The sequence below is a fragment of the Microbacterium ureisolvens genome (genome assembly GCF_015278315.1).
GTDB classification, from domain to species: Bacteria; Actinomycetota; Actinomycetes; order Actinomycetales; family Microbacteriaceae; genus Microbacterium; species Microbacterium ureisolvens.
In genome coordinates, this window is record NZ_JADIJE010000001.1 from 365511 (window position 1) to 382813 (window position 17303).

At 68.3% G+C, this 17303-nt stretch carries 15 protein-coding genes; 2 read left to right on the forward strand and 13 right to left on the reverse strand.

The window, feature by feature from the left end:
• Positions 1-62 precede the first annotated feature (62 nt).
• Complete coding sequence (locus IM767_RS01545) at positions 63-1133, forward strand: glycosyltransferase (RefSeq protein ID WP_109209647.1); 1071 nt, start codon at positions 63-65, stop codon at positions 1131-1133.
• On the opposite strand, the gene IM767_RS01550 is transcribed toward IM767_RS01545, so the two are convergent.
• The 5 genes from IM767_RS01550 to IM767_RS01570 form a co-directional block, all read right to left on the reverse strand.
• Positions 1041-2531 (reverse strand): O-antigen ligase family protein, encoded by a 1491-nt coding sequence (locus tag IM767_RS01550; protein ID WP_109209648.1) that lies wholly within the window; start codon positions 2529-2531, stop codon positions 1041-1043. The two genes, IM767_RS01545 and IM767_RS01550, sit on opposite strands and share 93 nt — an antisense overlap.
• Entirely contained in the window at positions 2528-3178 is a 651-nt protein-coding gene (locus IM767_RS01555) for a hypothetical protein (RefSeq protein ID WP_109209649.1), read from the reverse strand. The genes IM767_RS01550 and IM767_RS01555 overlap by 4 nt, the downstream gene beginning before the upstream one ends.
• A complete protein-coding gene (locus IM767_RS01560) occupies positions 3175-3882 on the reverse strand; it encodes a hypothetical protein (RefSeq protein ID WP_162564237.1) in 708 nt (235 codons plus the stop codon). Before IM767_RS01560 ends, IM767_RS01555 begins: the two co-directional genes overlap by 4 nt.
• A gap of 120 nt (positions 3883-4002) precedes the next feature.
• The gene (locus tag IM767_RS01565) at positions 4003-4920 is read right to left on the reverse strand and encodes a glycosyltransferase family 2 protein (protein ID WP_162564238.1); all 918 of its coding nucleotides are present in this window, start codon (positions 4918-4920) and stop codon (positions 4003-4005) included.
• 8 nt (positions 4921-4928) lie between these two features.
• On the reverse strand, positions 4929-6287 hold the full coding sequence (locus tag IM767_RS01570) for a glycosyltransferase family 4 protein (protein ID WP_109209652.1): 1359 nt from the start codon (positions 6285-6287) through the stop codon (positions 4929-4931).
• A 255-nt stretch (positions 6288-6542) separates the two neighbouring features.
• Here IM767_RS01570 and IM767_RS01575 point away from each other — a divergent pair, with 255 nt between their 5' ends.
• Positions 6543-8198, forward strand: a complete 1656-nt coding sequence (locus IM767_RS01575) for a DUF4082 domain-containing protein (protein WP_162564239.1) — start codon at positions 6543-6545, stop codon at positions 8196-8198.
• 16 nt (positions 8199-8214) lie between these two features.
• On the opposite strand, the gene IM767_RS01580 is transcribed toward IM767_RS01575, so the two are convergent.
• The 8 genes from IM767_RS01580 to IM767_RS01615 form a co-directional block, all read right to left on the reverse strand.
• Positions 8215-9378, reverse strand: a complete 1164-nt coding sequence (locus tag IM767_RS01580; protein WP_162564240.1) for a glycosyltransferase — start codon at positions 9376-9378, stop codon at positions 8215-8217.
• A 191-nt stretch (positions 9379-9569) separates the two neighbouring features.
• Positions 9570-11081, reverse strand: coding sequence for an oligosaccharide flippase family protein (locus tag IM767_RS01585; RefSeq protein ID WP_109209655.1), 1512 nt, complete (start codon positions 11079-11081; stop codon positions 9570-9572).
• Complete coding sequence (locus IM767_RS01590; RefSeq protein ID WP_162564241.1) at positions 11068-12315, reverse strand: glycosyltransferase family 4 protein; 1248 nt, start codon at positions 12313-12315, stop codon at positions 11068-11070. Before IM767_RS01590 ends, IM767_RS01585 begins: the two co-directional genes overlap by 14 nt.
• A complete protein-coding gene (locus tag IM767_RS01595; RefSeq protein ID WP_109209657.1) occupies positions 12312-13418 on the reverse strand; it encodes a DegT/DnrJ/EryC1/StrS family aminotransferase in 1107 nt (368 codons plus the stop codon). The genes IM767_RS01590 and IM767_RS01595 overlap by 4 nt, the downstream gene beginning before the upstream one ends.
• The gene (locus IM767_RS01600; RefSeq protein ID WP_109209658.1) at positions 13415-14041 is read right to left on the reverse strand and encodes an acetyltransferase; all 627 of its coding nucleotides are present in this window, start codon (positions 14039-14041) and stop codon (positions 13415-13417) included. The genes IM767_RS01595 and IM767_RS01600 overlap by 4 nt, the downstream gene beginning before the upstream one ends.
• On the reverse strand, positions 14041-15183 hold the full coding sequence (locus tag IM767_RS01605; RefSeq protein WP_109209659.1) for a DegT/DnrJ/EryC1/StrS family aminotransferase: 1143 nt from the start codon (positions 15181-15183) through the stop codon (positions 14041-14043). The genes IM767_RS01600 and IM767_RS01605 overlap by 1 nt, the downstream gene beginning before the upstream one ends.
• Positions 15180-16175, reverse strand: a complete 996-nt coding sequence (locus IM767_RS01610) for an NAD-dependent epimerase/dehydratase family protein (protein ID WP_109209660.1) — start codon at positions 16173-16175, stop codon at positions 15180-15182. The genes IM767_RS01605 and IM767_RS01610 overlap by 4 nt, the downstream gene beginning before the upstream one ends.
• A complete protein-coding gene (locus IM767_RS01615; RefSeq protein WP_109209661.1) occupies positions 16172-17233 on the reverse strand; it encodes a Gfo/Idh/MocA family protein in 1062 nt (353 codons plus the stop codon). Before IM767_RS01615 ends, IM767_RS01610 begins: the two co-directional genes overlap by 4 nt.
• Positions 17234-17303: the final 70 nt, after the last annotated feature.

Below are 17303 nucleotides of genomic sequence, written 5' to 3' on the forward strand. Positions count from 1 at the left end.
GCAGCGGTTCGCACGGCGCCGATAGTGTGGGCTGACGTGCAGCGGCGGATGGTGGAAACCTCATGACGAACCTAGCGATCACTGGCGTGCACCGCGTACTCGACGGCGTGCGCCGCGCACGCGCGCAGCGGCACCGCCGTCCGCCGAAGATCCGGTTCGGCGAGGCCGACACGTCCGCGAGGATCCTGTACCTGTCGCCGGACCCTAAGGGGCCCCGAGGCGGGGTCCGGGTCATCTACCGTCACGTCGACGTGCTGAACGCGGCAGGCCTCGACGCAGCCGTCGTCCATCACGGCCACGGCTACCGCGCCGGATGGTTCGACAACCGGACGCGCACCCTTCCCGCGGAAGACGTCGTCGTCACCCCCCGCGACGTGCTGGTCGTTCCGGAGTTCTACGGCGGCGCCATCGCCGAATGGCCGCAGGGGCCGACGGTCGTCCTCTTCAATCAGGGTCCCTACTACACGTTCGACAGCCTGTCGGTCCCCGACGCCCGCGCCCTCAACGCAGGCCGCGCCACGGCCATTCTCACCGTCTCCGAGGACAGCCTGGAGCTGCTGCGGTTCGCCTTCGACCGCATTCCGGTGCACTACGCCCGCTCCGTCATCGAGGCATCCACGTTTCACCCCGACCGCGACACCGATGCCGGCTCGCGCCGGAGGATCGCGTACGCGGCGAACCGCCGAGCCCAGGAGCGAAGCCAGCTGCTCAGCATCCTTCAGCTTCGAGGGCGCGTCGAATGGGAGTTCGTGCCGATCCACGGGATGTCCGAGACGGGCGTCGCCCAGACGCTGCGCTCCAGCGCGATCTTCCTGGCGTTCAACGAGCGCGAAGGATTCGGCCTTCCCCCGGCAGAGGCCATGGCCTGCGGCGCGTACGTCATCGGTTACGACGGGCACGGCGGCAAGGAGTTCTTCGACCCCGCCTACAGTCGGCCCGTGGCCGACGGCGACCTTCGGGCGTTCGCCGACGCCGTCGAGCACGCGGTCTCGCGCTACGACGCGGACCCGCACGCGCTGACGGCAGAGGGGCTCGCCGCGTCAGACGCGATCCTCTCCCGCTATACGCTCGATGGTCTGCGAAGCGACCTGCTCGGCTTCTACGGGAGCCTCCGCCCCGACATCGGACGCTGACGCTACTCCGTCCTCCGGCTCATCGAGAGTCTGCCGCCCCACGGCAGCGGCTGCGAGGCGCGCATCCACCGCCCCGATGGTGCGCATGCTGCCGCAGAGGCCGACGATGAGGAAGAAGATCCCGGCGGCGATGGGGAACGACAGCGCGTCGAAGAAGACGAACAGCACCACGATCGACACCAGCGAGGCGCCGAACATGCGCGAGAGCCGTTTGGTGTCGGGCTGTGGCGAGACATGGCCCGCCCACAGCGTGCTCCATAGGGCCGCGATCACGAGCGCGGCGAAGGCGATGACCCCCGCGATGCCCAGCTCGATCAAGAGCAGCACGATCTGGTTGTCGAAGATGTAGTAGCGCGGCAGGAAGGTGCCGAAGCCGACGCCGTACACCGGCGAGGAGGCGAGGAACTCCGGGACACGCTCCAGCGCGTCCGCTCGCGACTGCGTGCTCGGGTCATCCGAGGCCCCGATGAACAGGTACAGCATCGTCGTGATCATCCCCGGCACCAGGACGGCGATCGCGACCAGAGCGACGAGACCGAGGCCCGCGACGACCCACCGCTGCTTCACCGGCAGGAACGACATCGACGCGATGACCGCGATCACCAATCCGATGATGGCCGAGCGCGACACCGCCACGAGGGACGTGATCATGATCAGCACCGCCGGGATCCACCAACGGACGCGGTGCGGCTTCTCGTCGTGCCGGAACCCCGCGGTCACTGCTGCCGCGAACGCGATCGGCAGGAGTCCGATCAGCGACACGGCGAACTCCAGCGGATGTATCGCCGTACCCGTCGCACGGGCGAATTCGCCCCGGGCGCCGATGCCTTCGCCGCCATAGGTTAGCCCGGGAATCATCCCGAACCAATCCAGGAACGTCTGGTGGGTGATCGACTGGAGGAGGCCGAGACCCGCGAGCAGTCCCGCGGCGATCGCGAGGCGCCTCGCGAGGGTCGCGATCTCGGTGATCGTACGCACCCCGTCCATCGCGACGAGCATCACGCCCGCCCACGAGGCCATCCTGACCAGGGCGGTGATCGCCGGACTCACCTGGTCTACCGGCTGCCCCCGCATCATCGCCGCCGCGAAGCTCACGAGCGCGATGACCAGCAGCAGTCCGAAGGCATGGCGAATTGGCTGCGCAACGGGTCTGACGTCCACCACGCGGTACTGGATGCGCGAGAGCAGCCACCAGGCAAGGAGGAACAGACCCCACAGCAGCGACGGCCGGCCGTATGCTCCGAGCGCGGCGATCGTCACGTTCGACGGAACCGCCAGCAACAGGACCAGATAGACGGTGAGCGCCGTCGTCGCGGTGAACCCGCGCCAGCGCGCGACGCCGCTGTAGTCACGGCCGATCGCCGGCTGCGGCGCACCGATCGGCGACGTGCTGCTCATGGCTCGACGTTCGACGACCTGCGAGCGGCGACGTCGGAGGCCGCGGCTCGGCGCCGGCGAAGAAGCCCGTCGAGCACGGCGGCGAGCAGGACGGCGAAGATGGCGACAGCGGCGCCGACGCCGGCGGCCGTGGTCATCCGGCTCTTCTGGTCGATGATCGGGTTCGCGTCGAAGGTGATGGGGATCGTGTTGATCCGGAAGTCCTCCTCGATCCCCTCGTCGTCCTGAAGCTGCCCGAGGACGACCTCGGTCTGGTCGACGATCTCGCGAAGCACCGCCGTCGCCTCGTTCTCGCTGCGTGCGGTCACCGTGAACAGGATCGAGGGCCCGGAGTTCCCCCAGTCGCGCGCCACCACGATCGTCGACCCGTCGTGCTCGTCCATGATCTCCCCGGCGACGTCATCGGCGCCCATGGCCCCCACCAGGACATCTGCGGCCTGGCTCAGTCCGCCCAGGTTCAGGAACGGGTTCCCGGTGTTGGGCGCGAAGGACCCGCTGCTCGGGATGAGGAGCTGCGTGGCCGACGTCTGGTACGTCGGCTTGACCAAGAACCACGTCACCGCGGCGAGGACCACGGCGAGCAGGATCCCCGGAACGACGATGTACCAGCGCCGTCGGAGCCCGAGGAGCGTTTCGGCGAGGTTCATACGGTGGCTTCCTTCATCGTTGCTTCAGGTGCGACGGTCTCGGTCGCATGCCGGACCCGGGTCCGATGATGCCGCAGGAGTCTGTCGAGCATCACCGCCGCCCAGCCGCCGACGAGCAGGGCGGCGATGGCCATGCCACCGCCCGCGAGGACCAGCGCCGTGCGGTTCGAGGACGCTTGCAGGATGTGCGTCGTGAGGGGTTCGACGATCGGGACGATCCGTGCTTGCTTCGGTATACCCGCGTCCGCCTGGCGCTGGTCGGCGACCCGGAAGACTTCGTCGATCAGCTTCTCCTGGGTCGCTTCCACCTGCGCGTAGGAGGGGTCGACGATCTGGATGTCGATCTGCGCGTGCCGGTAGATGGCGAGCCACTGGGTGCCCTCGTTGGGAAGCGTCACCAGCACGCCGTCCCTCACGCCCGCACCCCAGTAGGGGGCGCTGTCGGCAGCGTACGTCTTGGGCGGCGCACCGTCGTTGATCTCCTGGGCGATGGCCGCGACGAAAGAGATGACGCTGCTGTCGCCGATGCCGTTGTAGCGGTCCAGTGCCGACGCGTTCGGGTACATGAACGTGATGGCGGTCCGCGTGGTGAAGACTCCGCGATCCTGCGCGAACGAGAACGTCAAGGCCGCCCCGCACAACAGTGCTGCCAGGACCACATACCAACGGCGCAAGAGGGTGCGCATGAGGTCGCGAAATGCCACGAAGACACCCCTCCCCCCAAGAGCCAGAGCAACGCGTGCGCGCGCCACCCACCAGGGTAGCCGCGAGCCGTTGCGCCTCGCGCCGTTACCCGCAACTCGCGGCGGGTGCGCATCCGATTCTCAGATCAGTATCAGCATCGCGGCGTTTCGCCACGCGTCGGGGGTCAGAAACCCGCCGCGCACCAGGATTATTCTACGGCGCAACCAGCTGGCCGACCGCAGCGCGACGAATTCGTCAAGAGTCTCGCTCGCATCGCGGGGAAGCTCCGTGCGATACGCCGTGAGGAAGTCGGCACCCTGGTCGAGCCGCAGCCGGATCCACCGCCGGACATCACTCGGACGCGGAAGCCGCTGTAGCGCACCGAGGAGACTCGAACGCTTCGGTGCCGACACATTCGAACCATGGATCCGGTACTTGATCCACGGGCTCGGATCGAAGTCGACCGCCCCGAATGCGCAAGCCGCGAGGTTGATCCACCAATCGTGCATGATCGCCGCACGCGGAATGTCACGCACGTGTTCCACGAGGGGGCGGTTGAGCACTGCGGTGCAGCCGGTGACGGACGGGTGCATCAGCGCGGTCCGCAGCTGGGTCCCCGCCTGCGGCGAGATCGATTTATAGGCCCAGAACGATGGGGCGATGAGGCGTCCTTTCGCGTCCACGACCTGGAGGTCGCCGTGCACCAGCAGGGCCGCCCCCTCCGGGCTCCTGGCGGAGAGCGCGGCCATGCGCGTCAGGCCCTGCTCGATCTTCTCAGGCATCCAGACATCGTCGTGATCCGCGAGGAAGACGACATCACCCGTGGACAGCGCGAGAAGCGAGGCGAAATTCGCGCCCGCGCTTCCGCTGGGCGTCGTTCGGGCATGCACCTCGGGCGGATGCGCGAAGCGGTCCCTCTTCTCGGCGAGGATCGCCAGCGTGCTGTCGACGGAGCAGTCGTCGCTGACGACCAGGACGAAGTCCCGGAACGTCTGTGCGGAGAGGGAATCCAGCAGTTCGGCGAGGAAGCGCTCGCTGTTGTACGTGGCGAGGAGCACCTCCACCCTCACGGCGTCGCGCCGATCTGCGGCGTGGACCGGCGCTCACGGATGAACCGGTCGAACTCCGCGTCATCGTCGAGCGGCACATAGAGATCGCCCTGCTCATCCGCGGGAGCGGAGCGCGGCGGATTGGCATCGACGAGCTCGCCCCTGCGGGTCCGCGTCAACCCGTCGAAGACCCCCACGTACGACCGCGCCTGCGGTCGCCAGTCCAGTTCGCTCGACACCCGCGCACGTGCCAGCCGGCCCATCTCGACACGCAGTTGCGGGTCATCCATCAGCTGCTCGACGGCATCGGCGAACGCCGAGACGTCTCCGGACGGGACGTAGAGGACGGAGTCTGCGCCGCTGACACGGGTCTCGACCAGATCGAACGACACCGACGGCAGGGCGTACGCCATGTACTCCATGGTCTTGTTCATCGTCGACACATCGTTGAGCGGCGTCTTCAGGTCGGGACACAGGCCGATGTCGGCGCGACTGAGACGCTGAGCGATCATCGCGCGATCCGCGCGCCCCGTGAAGGTGACGTGCTCGGTGAGCCCCAGACCCTCGGAGAGCGCCACCAGTTCGGCATAGCTGTCGCCGAACCCCATCAGTGTGGCGTGGACGTTGCGGCGGTTGCGGCGGTTCACCAGCTCGTCCACGACGTGCAGGCACGTGTCTACGCCGTCCTGGGGCCCCATGATGCCGAGGTAGGCGAGCTCGATGCCTTCGCTCGGCCGCGGCGAGTCCGGGTAGATCGGCCGCATGCTCTGCGTGTCGGGACCGCTGCGCACCACGGTGACGTGCGCTGCGTCCTTGCGGCCCCGCTCACGCGCGATCCGCGCGTAGGACTCGTTGGTCGAGATGACCCGGTCGGCAGTGCGATAGGTCATCCGCTCGAGCCAGAGCAGGCCGCGGTATTCGACGGCTTTGAGGCCGCCGCGCGGTTCCCCGAACCGGGACCGGAAGAGCTCCGGGTTCAGATCGTGCTGATCGAACACGAACGCGGAGCGCGTCAGCCGCCAGAATCGAGCGAGCAGCCAGTACGTGTCGGGCGGGTTGCAGGCCTGGATGACGGCGAACCGGCCTCTGCGCCGGGCCGCGAACGAGAGGAAGAAGGTCCGGATCCACGAGTAGGCGAACTCGATCGCGAATCCGAAGAGGCCCTTCGCCTCGGGTGCCGGGCGGTACTTGTAGATCGCTATCCCGTCGATGACCTGACGACGGGGGTCGCCCGGCCCCTTCGGGCAGATCACGCTCACGCGGTATCCGTTGGCGACCAGTGCCTGGCACTCCAGCCAGACCCGGCGATCGAGCGGAACGGGAAGGTTCTGCACGATGACGAGCACGTGCGGCTCGGCCGAGGGGGTTTCTCTCACAGAGCGCGTCCAATCCGAAGCGGTCAGGGCCGAGAATGAGCCGATTCTAACGTGTGAGCCGGATTCTCACTTGGAGGGAAATTCGCCCCATGCGACGATGAATCGATCGATGTTTGGACACCTCCTGGACGTCGCACCCAACCCGAGTCCGTGAAGGCAATTCCCCTGATGAACACTCCCCCCGCGCCCCTCAGAAAGCTCGTCCGCCGCTCCGCCGTACGCCGCACCCGGGCTCGTCGGCTGTCCGCACTCGCCGTGACCGTCACCGCTCTGCTGGTCGCCGGTGCCGTGATTCCTGTCGTGGCTTCCGCAGCTCCGGCGACCCCCGAGACGCTCTGGGGCGCCGCGCCCGACGCGACGCCGGTCGTCGACAGCGACCGTGTGCCGGTCGAGCTCGGCACCGCCTTCGTGAGCGAGACCGACGGCGTGGTCCTGGGCGTGAAGTTCTGGAAGACGAAAGAGAACACAGGCACGCATGTCGGCAACCTCTGGGGGCCTGACGGCAAGCTCCTGGCCACCGCGACCTTCGCCAACGAGACCCGCAGCGGCTGGCAGTCCGTGAGCTTCAGCCAGCCGGTGTCGGTCAAGGCCGACCAGCGGTACGTCGTCTCGTACCACGCTCCGAACGGCCGGTACGCATCGACCGTCGGATTCACCGCGCAGTCGGAGTCGAAGGTGCTCTCGGTTCCGGCGGGCCGCAGCGGGGTCTACTCCTACGGCAAGTCGTCGACCTTCCCGACCAAGACCTGGCGCTCCAGCCAGTACTGGGTCGACACGATGTTCGTCGCCGACCCCAGTGCTCCGGGTGCAACGCCCACGCCGACACCGACCGCGACGTCCACGCCGACCCCGCGGCCGACGGCGACCACTCAGCCGCGTCCGACTCCGACGGCGACCTCCACGCCGACGCCGACTCCGACGCCGAAGCCCACCTCGACGCCGACGCCCACACCCACGCCCACTGCATCCCCGACTCCCACGACGCCGCCCGAACCCCCCGCCGGCGGGGTCACCGCGCAGCCGTCGATCGGCAAGGGCTGGAATCTCACCTCCTCGAAGGTGGGGCTGGCACCCTTCGGACTGAAGTGCGCAGACCTGCCCGAATACAAGCAGACGGGCAACACCGTTCCCGCCGGCACGGTGATCTCGCGGATGCGCATCACCGGATGGCTCGATCTGTCGATGGGCAACATCACCATCAAAGAGAGCTGCATCCAGCCCAAGCCCGGTGCCGTCGGTATGGGAACCACCTCGCTGACCACCTGGAACAACAATCGCGGTCTGCAGGGACCCATCACCATCCAAGACAGCGAGTACGACGGCTCCCTGCTCTCCGATCGCGAGAAGGCGTTCATCGGCTTCTTCAACGGCGTCGCCAGCATGTACCGCAACTACGTCCACGACTCGGGCAGTGGCATCGGCATCCAGGGCAGCTACGAGAAGACCGGCGCGAACGTCGTCATCCAGAACAACTACGTCGATCGGCTGATCGCTTACGGTGACGCGAACGGGAGCGGAAATCACCAGTCCGCGTTCACGGTCCGAGACCTCGACAGCTCGACCAACGCCAACCGCCAGCTTCTCGTGAAGGACAACTACTTCGACTGCGACGGCGCCAACGCCACCGGGGCCTTCTTCGTCCAGGCCAACGGGGACGATGTCCGCAACCTCACCGCGCAGGGTAACCTGCTGGCGGGCATGGGATTCAACCTCATCCTCGAAGACGACCAGGGCCGATTCCCCGGCGTCACGTACTACAACATGCGAGCCATCGACAACCGCATGCTGCCGACGGAGTACGGGCCGACGAAGCTCGCGGGAAGAGGCGAAGGCTGGGCGCAGTGGACGGACAACTACCTCTACAGCCCGTCCGGCACCGATGGCAAGGGAAAGGTGGTGGCCGAGCCGTAGGCGAGGCTACGGAGCGTCAGCTCAGGAGGGTGCGGAGAAGGCCCGCATGCGCCGCAACGGATCGATCGGCTCGAAAGGCCTGCAGCGAAGCATCGGCGATCTCTGCTCGTGACGACTCGATCGCGCCCGTGGCGACAGCGCAAAGGGCCCCGGTCAGGGCCTCGCGGTTGAGCTGCGGCCGGAAGCGTGCACGCAGCATGGCGTCCCACGTGAGCCCGATAGGGTCGCCCAGTGGATTGGGCACGAGCAGTCCGTTCGGAACACCCACATCGAGCTGCTCCCTCGCGCCTCCGACATCGCTGAGCACCGAGGGAACACCCGACGCCAGCGCCTCCATCGACGCGAGCGACCATCCCTCGAAATAGGAGTCGAGGACGAACACGTCCGCCGCGCCGAGGAGGACGTCCACACGCTGCACGTTGTCGCGGAGGTGGATGCGGTCCGCAGCCGCGGATCTGTCCCGCAGACCGATGACCTGACGGGTGTACACGGCCTCATCGACACGGCCGGCAACCAGCAGGTGGGCGTTCGGAAGTGACCCCGCGACGTCCTCGAAGGCGCTCACCAGCGCGAAGGTGTTCTTCTGGAGACAGTGCCTCGCAAGGCAGACGAAGAGGATCTCGTCGCGCAGACCGAGCGCAGAGCGAGCAGCCCGTCGGTCGATACGCGAAACCTTCGCCGGATCGACGCCGTTGGGGATGGTCACCGCCAGGGTGCCGTGCACATCTCCGGCCTTGTGCAGGTACTCCTCGAGGACGAGTTCGCTGACGGCGACGACGGCGGAGAGCTTGAGCGACCGCGCAGCCACCTCGTCATCGCTCAGGTTGAAGAGATCGTGCATCCCGTGCAGCACCGCGGCCGCCGGTATGCCCAGGTCGTTCGCGACCGACACCGGCCATTGCATCCCGCCGTGCAGATACATCACGTCCGGTCGCCAGCTCCGGACCCAGTCGGGGCCCTGCTCCGGCCCCGGATCGACCACCTCGACGCCGGCCTCGGCCAATTCCCTCCCGATGAGGCCGATGCCCTTGGTCTCCGCGTCCGAGGCCAGCAGGACGGCGACCTCGAAGTCGTGAGCGGGCAGCGAACGTGCCAGAAACGCCACCACCTCGTCGACGCCACCGGTGTCGAGGGTGTCGGTGACGAGCAGACAGCGAGCCGCGGACGCGCTCCGACGCACCGGCGGTGTCACCGCCCGTGGCGGTGCGACCGCGGTCGGCCAGGTCGGCACCGGTCCGCCGGCAACGAGGGGCAGGCTCCACGAGTCGAGGGCTGCAGGTCGATTCCTGCGCACCAACGGTCGGACGGCGGCGCGCATTCTCGCCGGCACGAGTCGTACGGCGAGACGTTCGAGCGCGAGAAGCACGCGCCTCACGGCCGCTGCTCCGTCCCGGTCTGCGCCCCTGACTGCCACTTGGCACGGCGCCCCTGAGAGCGCCGCGGAAGATAGCGTCGGAGAGATCGCCACGTCAGCAGGAGATAGAGGGCCCCGCCGCAGAGGCCGCCGAGGAGGAGCTGCCAGATCGGTATCGCGACGAGATGCGATGCCACGTATGCCACCCCTCCGGCTGCGACGGCGGCGGTAAGCGGCCACAGCCCGGCCGCCAGCATGCCGAGGACCCGCACGTTCAGTGCACGGCGCAGTGACACGAGGTAGATCGGGATGGTGATCGCCACGACGGTGAAGACGTGCACGAGGCTGATCCCGATGAGACCCGCGGTCGAGATCCCGAGCCAGAGTGCCGGGACGAGGACGATCAGCACGACGACCTGCACGCTGAACAGCACCCCGGTCCGCCCCGATGCGATGAGGATGTTCGCGACCAGCTGTCCGATGGCGTTCGCGGCCCCGTAGACCGAAAGGATGACGACGATCGGGGCAGCGTCCGCCCACTGGTTCCCGTAGATCGTCAGTATCAACGGTGAGGCCAGACCGCTCGTCAGCGCAGCGATCGGGAACGCGATCAGTCCGACGACGCGTACGGAGGTCGCCAGCGTGCCCGGGATGTCGCCGCCCTCTTTTCGCACCGTGGAGAACGCGGGCAGCACGATGCCGTTGAGGATCGAACCGAGCACGGACGAGGCCCACGACGAGACGTTGAACGCCAAGGTGTAGAGCCCGACGTCCCGGAGGGAGAGCATGTGCCCGACGTAGACATAGTCGACATTGGCGATGAGCTGGCTCAGGAGATTCGCCAGCGCCAGGGGGAGCCCGAACTGGATCAGGAGGCGCGACGCGGACCGGCTCCACCCGGGACCGTACCGATGCGAGACGGCGACGATCACGAGTATGCCTGTCACCAGCTGGCCGGCGACGCGCGACCAGGCGAACGCCTGAGCTCCGTCGCCGACGAGCGCGAGGCCTATCAGCACTACCGCGCCCACGACGGTACCGACGAGGCTGGTCGAGAAGATCACGTTCTGACGGAACTCACGTTGAAGTTGCGCGCTGGGAACGACGAACACTCCGCTGAGGGCCACGGAGATCGCCAGGATCCTCAGCGCCGGCGCGGCCGCCTCCGAACCCAGGAGCGACGCGACGGGCTCGGCGAAGACGGCCAGCAGCCCGCCGAGCGCCGCGCTGACGCCGACCGACATCGTGATGGCGGTCGGTGCGATCGCACGCTCGTCCAGGTCGTTCCTCGCGATCGCCGATCCGATGCCCAGCTCTGCGAAGGTGACGATCATCGCGTGCGCGACGACGGCCAGGGTGAAGATGCCGAACTCCTCGGGCGAGACGAGCCGGGCGACGACGGCCATCACCGCGATGTTCGATACGCGCATGACGATCGAGTTGCCGCCGAGCCAGAAGCTTCCGCGACGGACCTTTCGATCGAGATCGCCCGACGGCGCGTCCGTCGGCGACGGATCAGCGGCGGACACGACGGCCCACCCGACCCCACCGCGCGCGGATCGACTCGAGCCGCGCCTTCACGACAAGTCGGCTGGCAACGACACGCCGAGTGGCGGGTCCGGGTGCATTCGAGAGCGCAGCACGATAGATCGTCTCCAGGGCGTCGGCGGTCGCATCGAGCCCGAACCGCTCCGTCGCCTCCTGCAAGGCGAATCCGCCGAGCGCCTCGCGGCGGCGCTCGTCCGCGTAGATCCCGACGATCTGATCGGCGAGATCCATGTCGGATCGCCGTTCCCGCTCGGTCCCGTAGAAGCCGTGGCGCCGGAAGTGCGGCAGGCTCGCCGGCTCATACGGCAGCGAGAAGCCTCCTTCCCCCACGACGACGACCGGTTTGCCGTGGGCGAGCCCCCTGATCGCCGAGCCCCCCATCCCGAGGACGACGTCCGCGCCGGCGTAGGCCGGGCGCGGATCCTGCAGGGAGCCGGTGAGCTGAACAGCCACCCTGCCCAGTCGCGCGTTCGCGTCCTCGGCAGCGTGGGACACCAGCTCGAAGGCATCGCCGTCGCCGACGATGACGAGCCGGAGGCGCGGGTCGTCGATCCGCTCCACGGCGGAGATCGACCGCAGGATGGCCTCCGACTTCATTGCCTTGTCGACTCGCGTGACCATCGACAGCAGGGTCTGATCGTCGCCGACACCCAGCTCATGCCGGAACTGCTCTCCCCGCACCGGATCGGGATGGTCGGCATGCAGATCGACGGGCGGCTCCATGAGGTGGACCGCCGCGCGAAGCCGTGACTCCGCTTCCTCCTGCATCCCGCCCGTTCCGACGATGAGGGGGACGTATGGCGAACCCCAGAACGCGTTCTCCATGTTCCAGTTCGTCTCGACGGCGGCGCCCGCCGTCCAGCCCGCAGACGACACCGCGGCGACTCGCCCCAGCCAGGGAGCGAACGCGTGGACGATGTCGGCACGATGCGCGTCGACGACGCGCCGCAGAGCCGCAGCAGTGCGCGCCAGGCCCTCCCATTCGACGAACTCGACCTCGATGCCGCTCTCTCGTGCGTACGGCAGAATCGACTGCGACACAGCGTCGTCTCTCACGGCGACCACCCACACCGCGTGCCCTCGTTCGCGAAGGGTTCGTGCGAGGTCGATCGCGTTGATCTGACAGCCTCCCAGTGCGAGCCCGGCGAGTCCGATCACCACCCGCAGCCCCTGCGGCCGCGGGAGCTGCTGCGTCCTCCGCATTCCCGTACTCACCAGAGGCCTCGTAGCACGTCCGCTGTACGAAGCTGCTGCTGCTCGGTCAGGTGGGGGAACATCGGCAGCGACAGGATCTCGTCGGCGGCGGCCTCGGCGATCGGGAACTGCCCACGTCGATACCCGAGCGGCTCGTACGCTTCGGTGAGATGAACCGCGGTGGGGTAGTGGATGCCGACCCCGATGCCCGCCGCGGTGAGCTCGGCCATCACCCGGTCGCGCTCGTGCACGCGGACCACGTACAGGTGCCAGACATCCTGATTGCCCGGGCGGACCGCGGGGAGACGGACGCCTTCGACGCCGTGGAGCATCTCGCAGTAGCGATCGGCGGCGGCGCGCCGCGCGGCGTTCCACCCGTCGAGCCGACGCAGCTTGGCGCGCAGCACTGTCGCCTGTACCGCATCCAGGCGCGCGTTCATGCCGACGTGGTCATGCACGTACTTGACCGAGCTGCCGTGCGCCGCGAGGTTGCGGATCAGCGCGGCGACGCCCGCGTCGTCGGTCATCACCGCACCGGCGTCGCCGGCGGCGCCGAGGTTCTTGCCCGGATAGAAGCTCGTGGCCGCCACGCGGCTGAGCGCGCCCGCACGACCGGCGGGACCGGACGCGCCCTGTGACTGCGCGGCGTCCTCGACGATATCCAGGCCGTGCTTCGCGGCGATCGGTGCGATCAACTCCATGGGAGCGGTCTGACCGAAAAGGTGCACCGGCGCGATCGCCTTTGTGCGGGAGGTGATTGCCGCCTCGATCGCGTCGGGGTCGATCAGGAGGTACTCTTCGTCGACGTCGACGAAGACCGGCACCGCGCCGATGCGCGAGGCAGCCTCGGCGGTCGCGATGAAAGTGTTCGCGGGCATGATGACCTCGTCGCCGGGACCGACTCCGATCGCCCGATACGCCAGTTCGAGCGCATCGGTGCCGTTGGAGACCCCGACGACGTACTCGACGCCGATGTACTGCGCGTACTCCCCCTCGAAGGCGTCGACCTCCGGACCGCCGATGAAGGACGCAGCGGTGAGCTGCTGACGCCAGACCGCGGAGACCTCGTCGGCGACCTCCGCCTGCTGGGCGGCGAGATCGAGGAAGGGGACCGTGGTGCTCACTGGTGCGCTCCGATCTCGCGAGCGGGCACCCCGGCCCACGTCGCTTCCGCAGGGATGTCGCTCAGCACGACGGCCCCCATTCCCACCGTGGACTCGGAGCCTATCGTCAGCCCCTGACGCACGCACGCGTTCATCCCGACGTACGCCGCCTCGTGCACCCGGACGGTCCCGCCCAGCGACACGCCGGCCGCCAACGTCACGAAGTCCTCGAGGACGTCGTCGTGCGTGATGGTGCAGTTCGGCATCACGACGACGTGCCGCCCGAGCGCGGCGTCCGCTGTCACGACGACGCCGTCGAGCAGGATGCTGCCGGAGCCGACGTCGCTGGAGCGGCCGATCCGCGCCGACCGGGCGACGAAGGTCGCGTAGCGCTGTTCATCGATCCCGAACTTGCGGAACCGCCGGACGACTTCGCGCCTGCTCTGGCTCGGACCGACGCAGACGAGCAAGGACTCGGCGCGCGTCACCGCGTCGACGACCGACCCCACGACCGGGATGCCCGCGATTTCGGTGTCATGAAGTTCGACGTTGTCGTCGAGAATGCCGACGACGCCCGTGATCCCCGCCGCGAGGACCTCGCGCGCCAGACCGCTCGCCCCGACGAGGAGGAGACCGTCCGCCACTACGCCGCTCCGATCGGCGAGCGCAGGACGGCGATCACGCGGTCCTGGTCCTCCTCCGTCAGCTGGTGGAAGACGGGGAGGATCAGCGTGCGGTCGTTGAGCCGTTCGGTGACCGGCAGACCGTTCTCGGGCGCCAGATCCCGGTAGGGGGGCTGGCGATGCGACGCCATGATGCCGCGGCGCGCCGAGATGTCGGAGTGGGCGAGGGCTTCGAGCAGTCCGTCGCGGTCGGTGGGGTAGTCGCCTCCGACCTCGACCCAGAAGGACTGGAAGTTGCTGGTGCCGTGGTCCGGGTCGGCCACGGCGCGCAGGCCGGGGATCTCGCCGATCGCCTGCTGGTAGCGCTCCGCGATCGCGCGGCGTCGAGCGACGATCTCGGGCAGCCGCCTCAGCTGGACGATGCCGACGGCCGCCTGCAGGTCAGTCATGCGGTAGTTGAAGCCGACCTCGGTGTACTCCTCCGCCGGCGGCAGCACCGAGGCGTGCCGATCCGCCGCCGATACGCTCATCGCGTGTTCGCGCAGATGCCGGGCGCGGTCCGCCCAGTCGGGGTTGGACGTCGTGAGCATGCCGCCCTCGCCCGTCGTGAGGAGCTTGCGCGGATGGAAGGACCACGCGGCGATCTCGGCGCCCGCGCCGACCGGTCGGCCCTTGTACGTCGAGCCCGCGCCGCACGCGGCATCCTCGATGACGACGATGTTGAGCTGGTCGGTGAAGGAGCGGATGTCGTCGATATCGACCGGGATGCCGCCCTGATCGACGGCGATGACCGCCCTCGTCTGCGGAGTCAGCGCCTCGGCGACCGTGTGGCCGGTGACGTTGCCGGTGACTGGGTCGACGTCGGCGAAGACGGGATTCGCTCCCACGTAGCGGACGGCGTTCGTGGTCGCGATGAACGAGAACGACGGCACGACCACGTCGTCGCCAGCGCCTACCCCCGCGGCGATGAGGGCGAGATGCAACGCGGTGGTGCAGCTGCTCGTCGCGACGGCGTAGCGGGCCTGCATGGCGTCGGCGAACTCTTCCTCGAAGCGGGCCACCCGCGGCCCCTGGGCGACCCAGCCGCTGGCGATGGCCTCGGCGACGGCATCCGTCTCCTCCTGGCCGAGCCACGGCACCATCACATTTATGCGGCCGGTCATGAGACGGGCACCGCCCGCCCAGCGGCGATCTCCTCGCGCAGCGGCTGCCACCAGTCGACGAGCTGACGAAGTCCCTCGTCAATGCCGATCGTCGCCTCGAACCCGAGGTCGCGCCGGGCGGCCGACGTGTCGGCAAGGCGACGCACCACGCCGTTGACCGCGCGCTCCGGCCCGTGCTCGACGCCGAGCTCCGAACCCATCACCCTGAGCAGCGCTTCGGCGAGTTCCAGCAGGCTGGTCTCGGTGCCGCTGGCGATGTTGTAGGTCCCCTCGACGATGTCGCTGCGCGCCGCCAGCACATTCGCCCTCGCGATGTCGGGCACGCATACGAAGTCCATCGTCTGCCGGCCGTCCCCGAAGATGAGGGGCGGCTTGCCGTCGGCGATGCGCTCCATCCACCGCACGAGGACCTCCGTGTAGAGCCCGTGGACGTCCATCCGCGGACCGTAGACGTTGAAGTAGCGCAGCAGCACGTAGTCGAGCCCCTGCATCGCGCGGAAGCTGCGGATCAATCCCTCGTTGAACGACTTCGCCGCCCCGTACAGGGTGTCGTTGTTCTCGTGGTGGTGACGCTCGGTGGTCGGGAACTCCTCGGCCATGCCGTACACCGACGCGCTGGAGGCGGCGATCAGCTTCTTGACGCGGTGCTTCGCCGCGGACTCCACCACGTTGAACGTGCCGTCGACGAGGACCTCCAGCGCCAGTCGCGGCTCCTCCGCGCACTGGGTGATGCGGATCGCCGCCTGATGGAAGACGACATCCTTGCCTGCCGTCAGTTCGTCCACGAGCTTCGCGTCGCGAATGTCGCCGTCGACGAGCTCCACCCGGCCGGTCGCCATGGCGCCATCGAGGTTGGCGCGGCGCCCGCGCACGAGGTTGTCGAGCACGTCGACGTGGCCCACCCCGGCATCGAGCAGCTGGTCGACCAGGGTGGATCCGATCGTCCCGGCGCCGCCGGTGACGAGGACGCGGGTGCCTTCGAGCGTGGTCATGCTTCCTGCACTTCCTTGATGTATGACGCGACGGAGCTCGGCGCACCGTAGGCGCCGAGGCTTGCGGAGGCGGCTTCGAGGACCGAGAGCACGCGCAGACCTGATTCGCCGCTCGTGCGTGCTGGGCGCTCCTCGCGGATCGCCGCGGCGAACTCGCTCGCCACGTTCGCCAGGGCCTCGCGCTCCGGCAGCGCCGGGGCCCACGTGTCGCCGAGCCGGTACGAGATGTTGGCGGCGCGCGTGTCGGCCGTCTCCTTCGACTGCAGGGCGAGGTCCACCCCTCGGTCGTACACGCTGACGCGCTGCTGCGGGTTGAGGTCGTCCCAAACGAGCGTGCGCTTGGTGCCGCCGATGACCATCTGGCGGATCTTGGTCGGGCTGAGCCAGTTGACGTGCACGTGGGCGATGCCGCCGCTGGTCAGCGGCATCGCCAGGTAGCCGATGCACGCCTTGCCTGTACTCAGGGGATCCGAGCCGTGCGCCGACACCGAGGTGACGTCGAGGCCGCCGGGGAGGATGAAGTCCATGATCGACAGGTCGTGCGGCGCGAGGTCCCAGAAGACGTCGACGTCGGGCTGGATGAGCCCGAGGTTGATGCGCACGCTGTCGACGAACAGGATGTCGCCGAGCGCCCCCTCCTCGATCAACTCACGGATCTTCAGCACCGCGGGGGTGTAGCAGTACGTGTGGTCGGCCATCAAGACCAGACCGTTCTCGCGCGCCCGCTCCACCATCTCGACGCCGCGCTCGCGGGTGTCCGCCAGCGGCTTCTCGACGATCACGTGCTTGCCCGCGTCGAGCGCAGCCAGCACGATCGGGTGATGGGTGCGCGCAGGCGTCGCGATCGCGACGGCGTCGACCATCGGGTCGTGCAGCACCTCGTCGAGGCTCGCGGTGATCGGAACCCCGCCGACGCTGTCGCCCACGCGACGCGCGCGCTCGAGGTCGAGATCGCAGATCGCGGCCAGGTTCCATTCGGACGAGGCGCGGAAGTTCCTGGCCAGGTTCGGCCCCCAGTACCCCGCACCGATGACAGCGACATTCAGTCGTGAAGACACGCCGGATTACCCCCGATACTCCTTCTCTCCGGTCCCCAAACCGGAGTAGTCACTGCTGACGAACCCGTAG

Coding starts and splice junctions, on each gene's coding strand:
- IM767_RS01610 (WP_109209660.1), bottom strand. CDS start 16,175: ATGACCACGCTCGAAGGCACCCGCGTCCTCGTCACCGGCGGCGCCGGG.
- IM767_RS01550 (WP_109209648.1), bottom strand. CDS start 2,531: ATGAGCAGCACGTCGCCGATCGGTGCGCCGCAGCCGGCGATCGGCCGT.
- IM767_RS01605 (WP_109209659.1), bottom strand. CDS start 15,183: ATGACCGGCCGCATAAATGTGATGGTGCCGTGGCTCGGCCAGGAGGAG.
- IM767_RS01555 (WP_109209649.1), bottom strand. CDS start 3,178: ATGAACCTCGCCGAAACGCTCCTCGGGCTCCGACGGCGCTGGTACATC.
- IM767_RS01545 (WP_109209647.1), top strand. CDS start 63: ATGACGAACCTAGCGATCACTGGCGTGCACCGCGTACTCGACGGCGTG.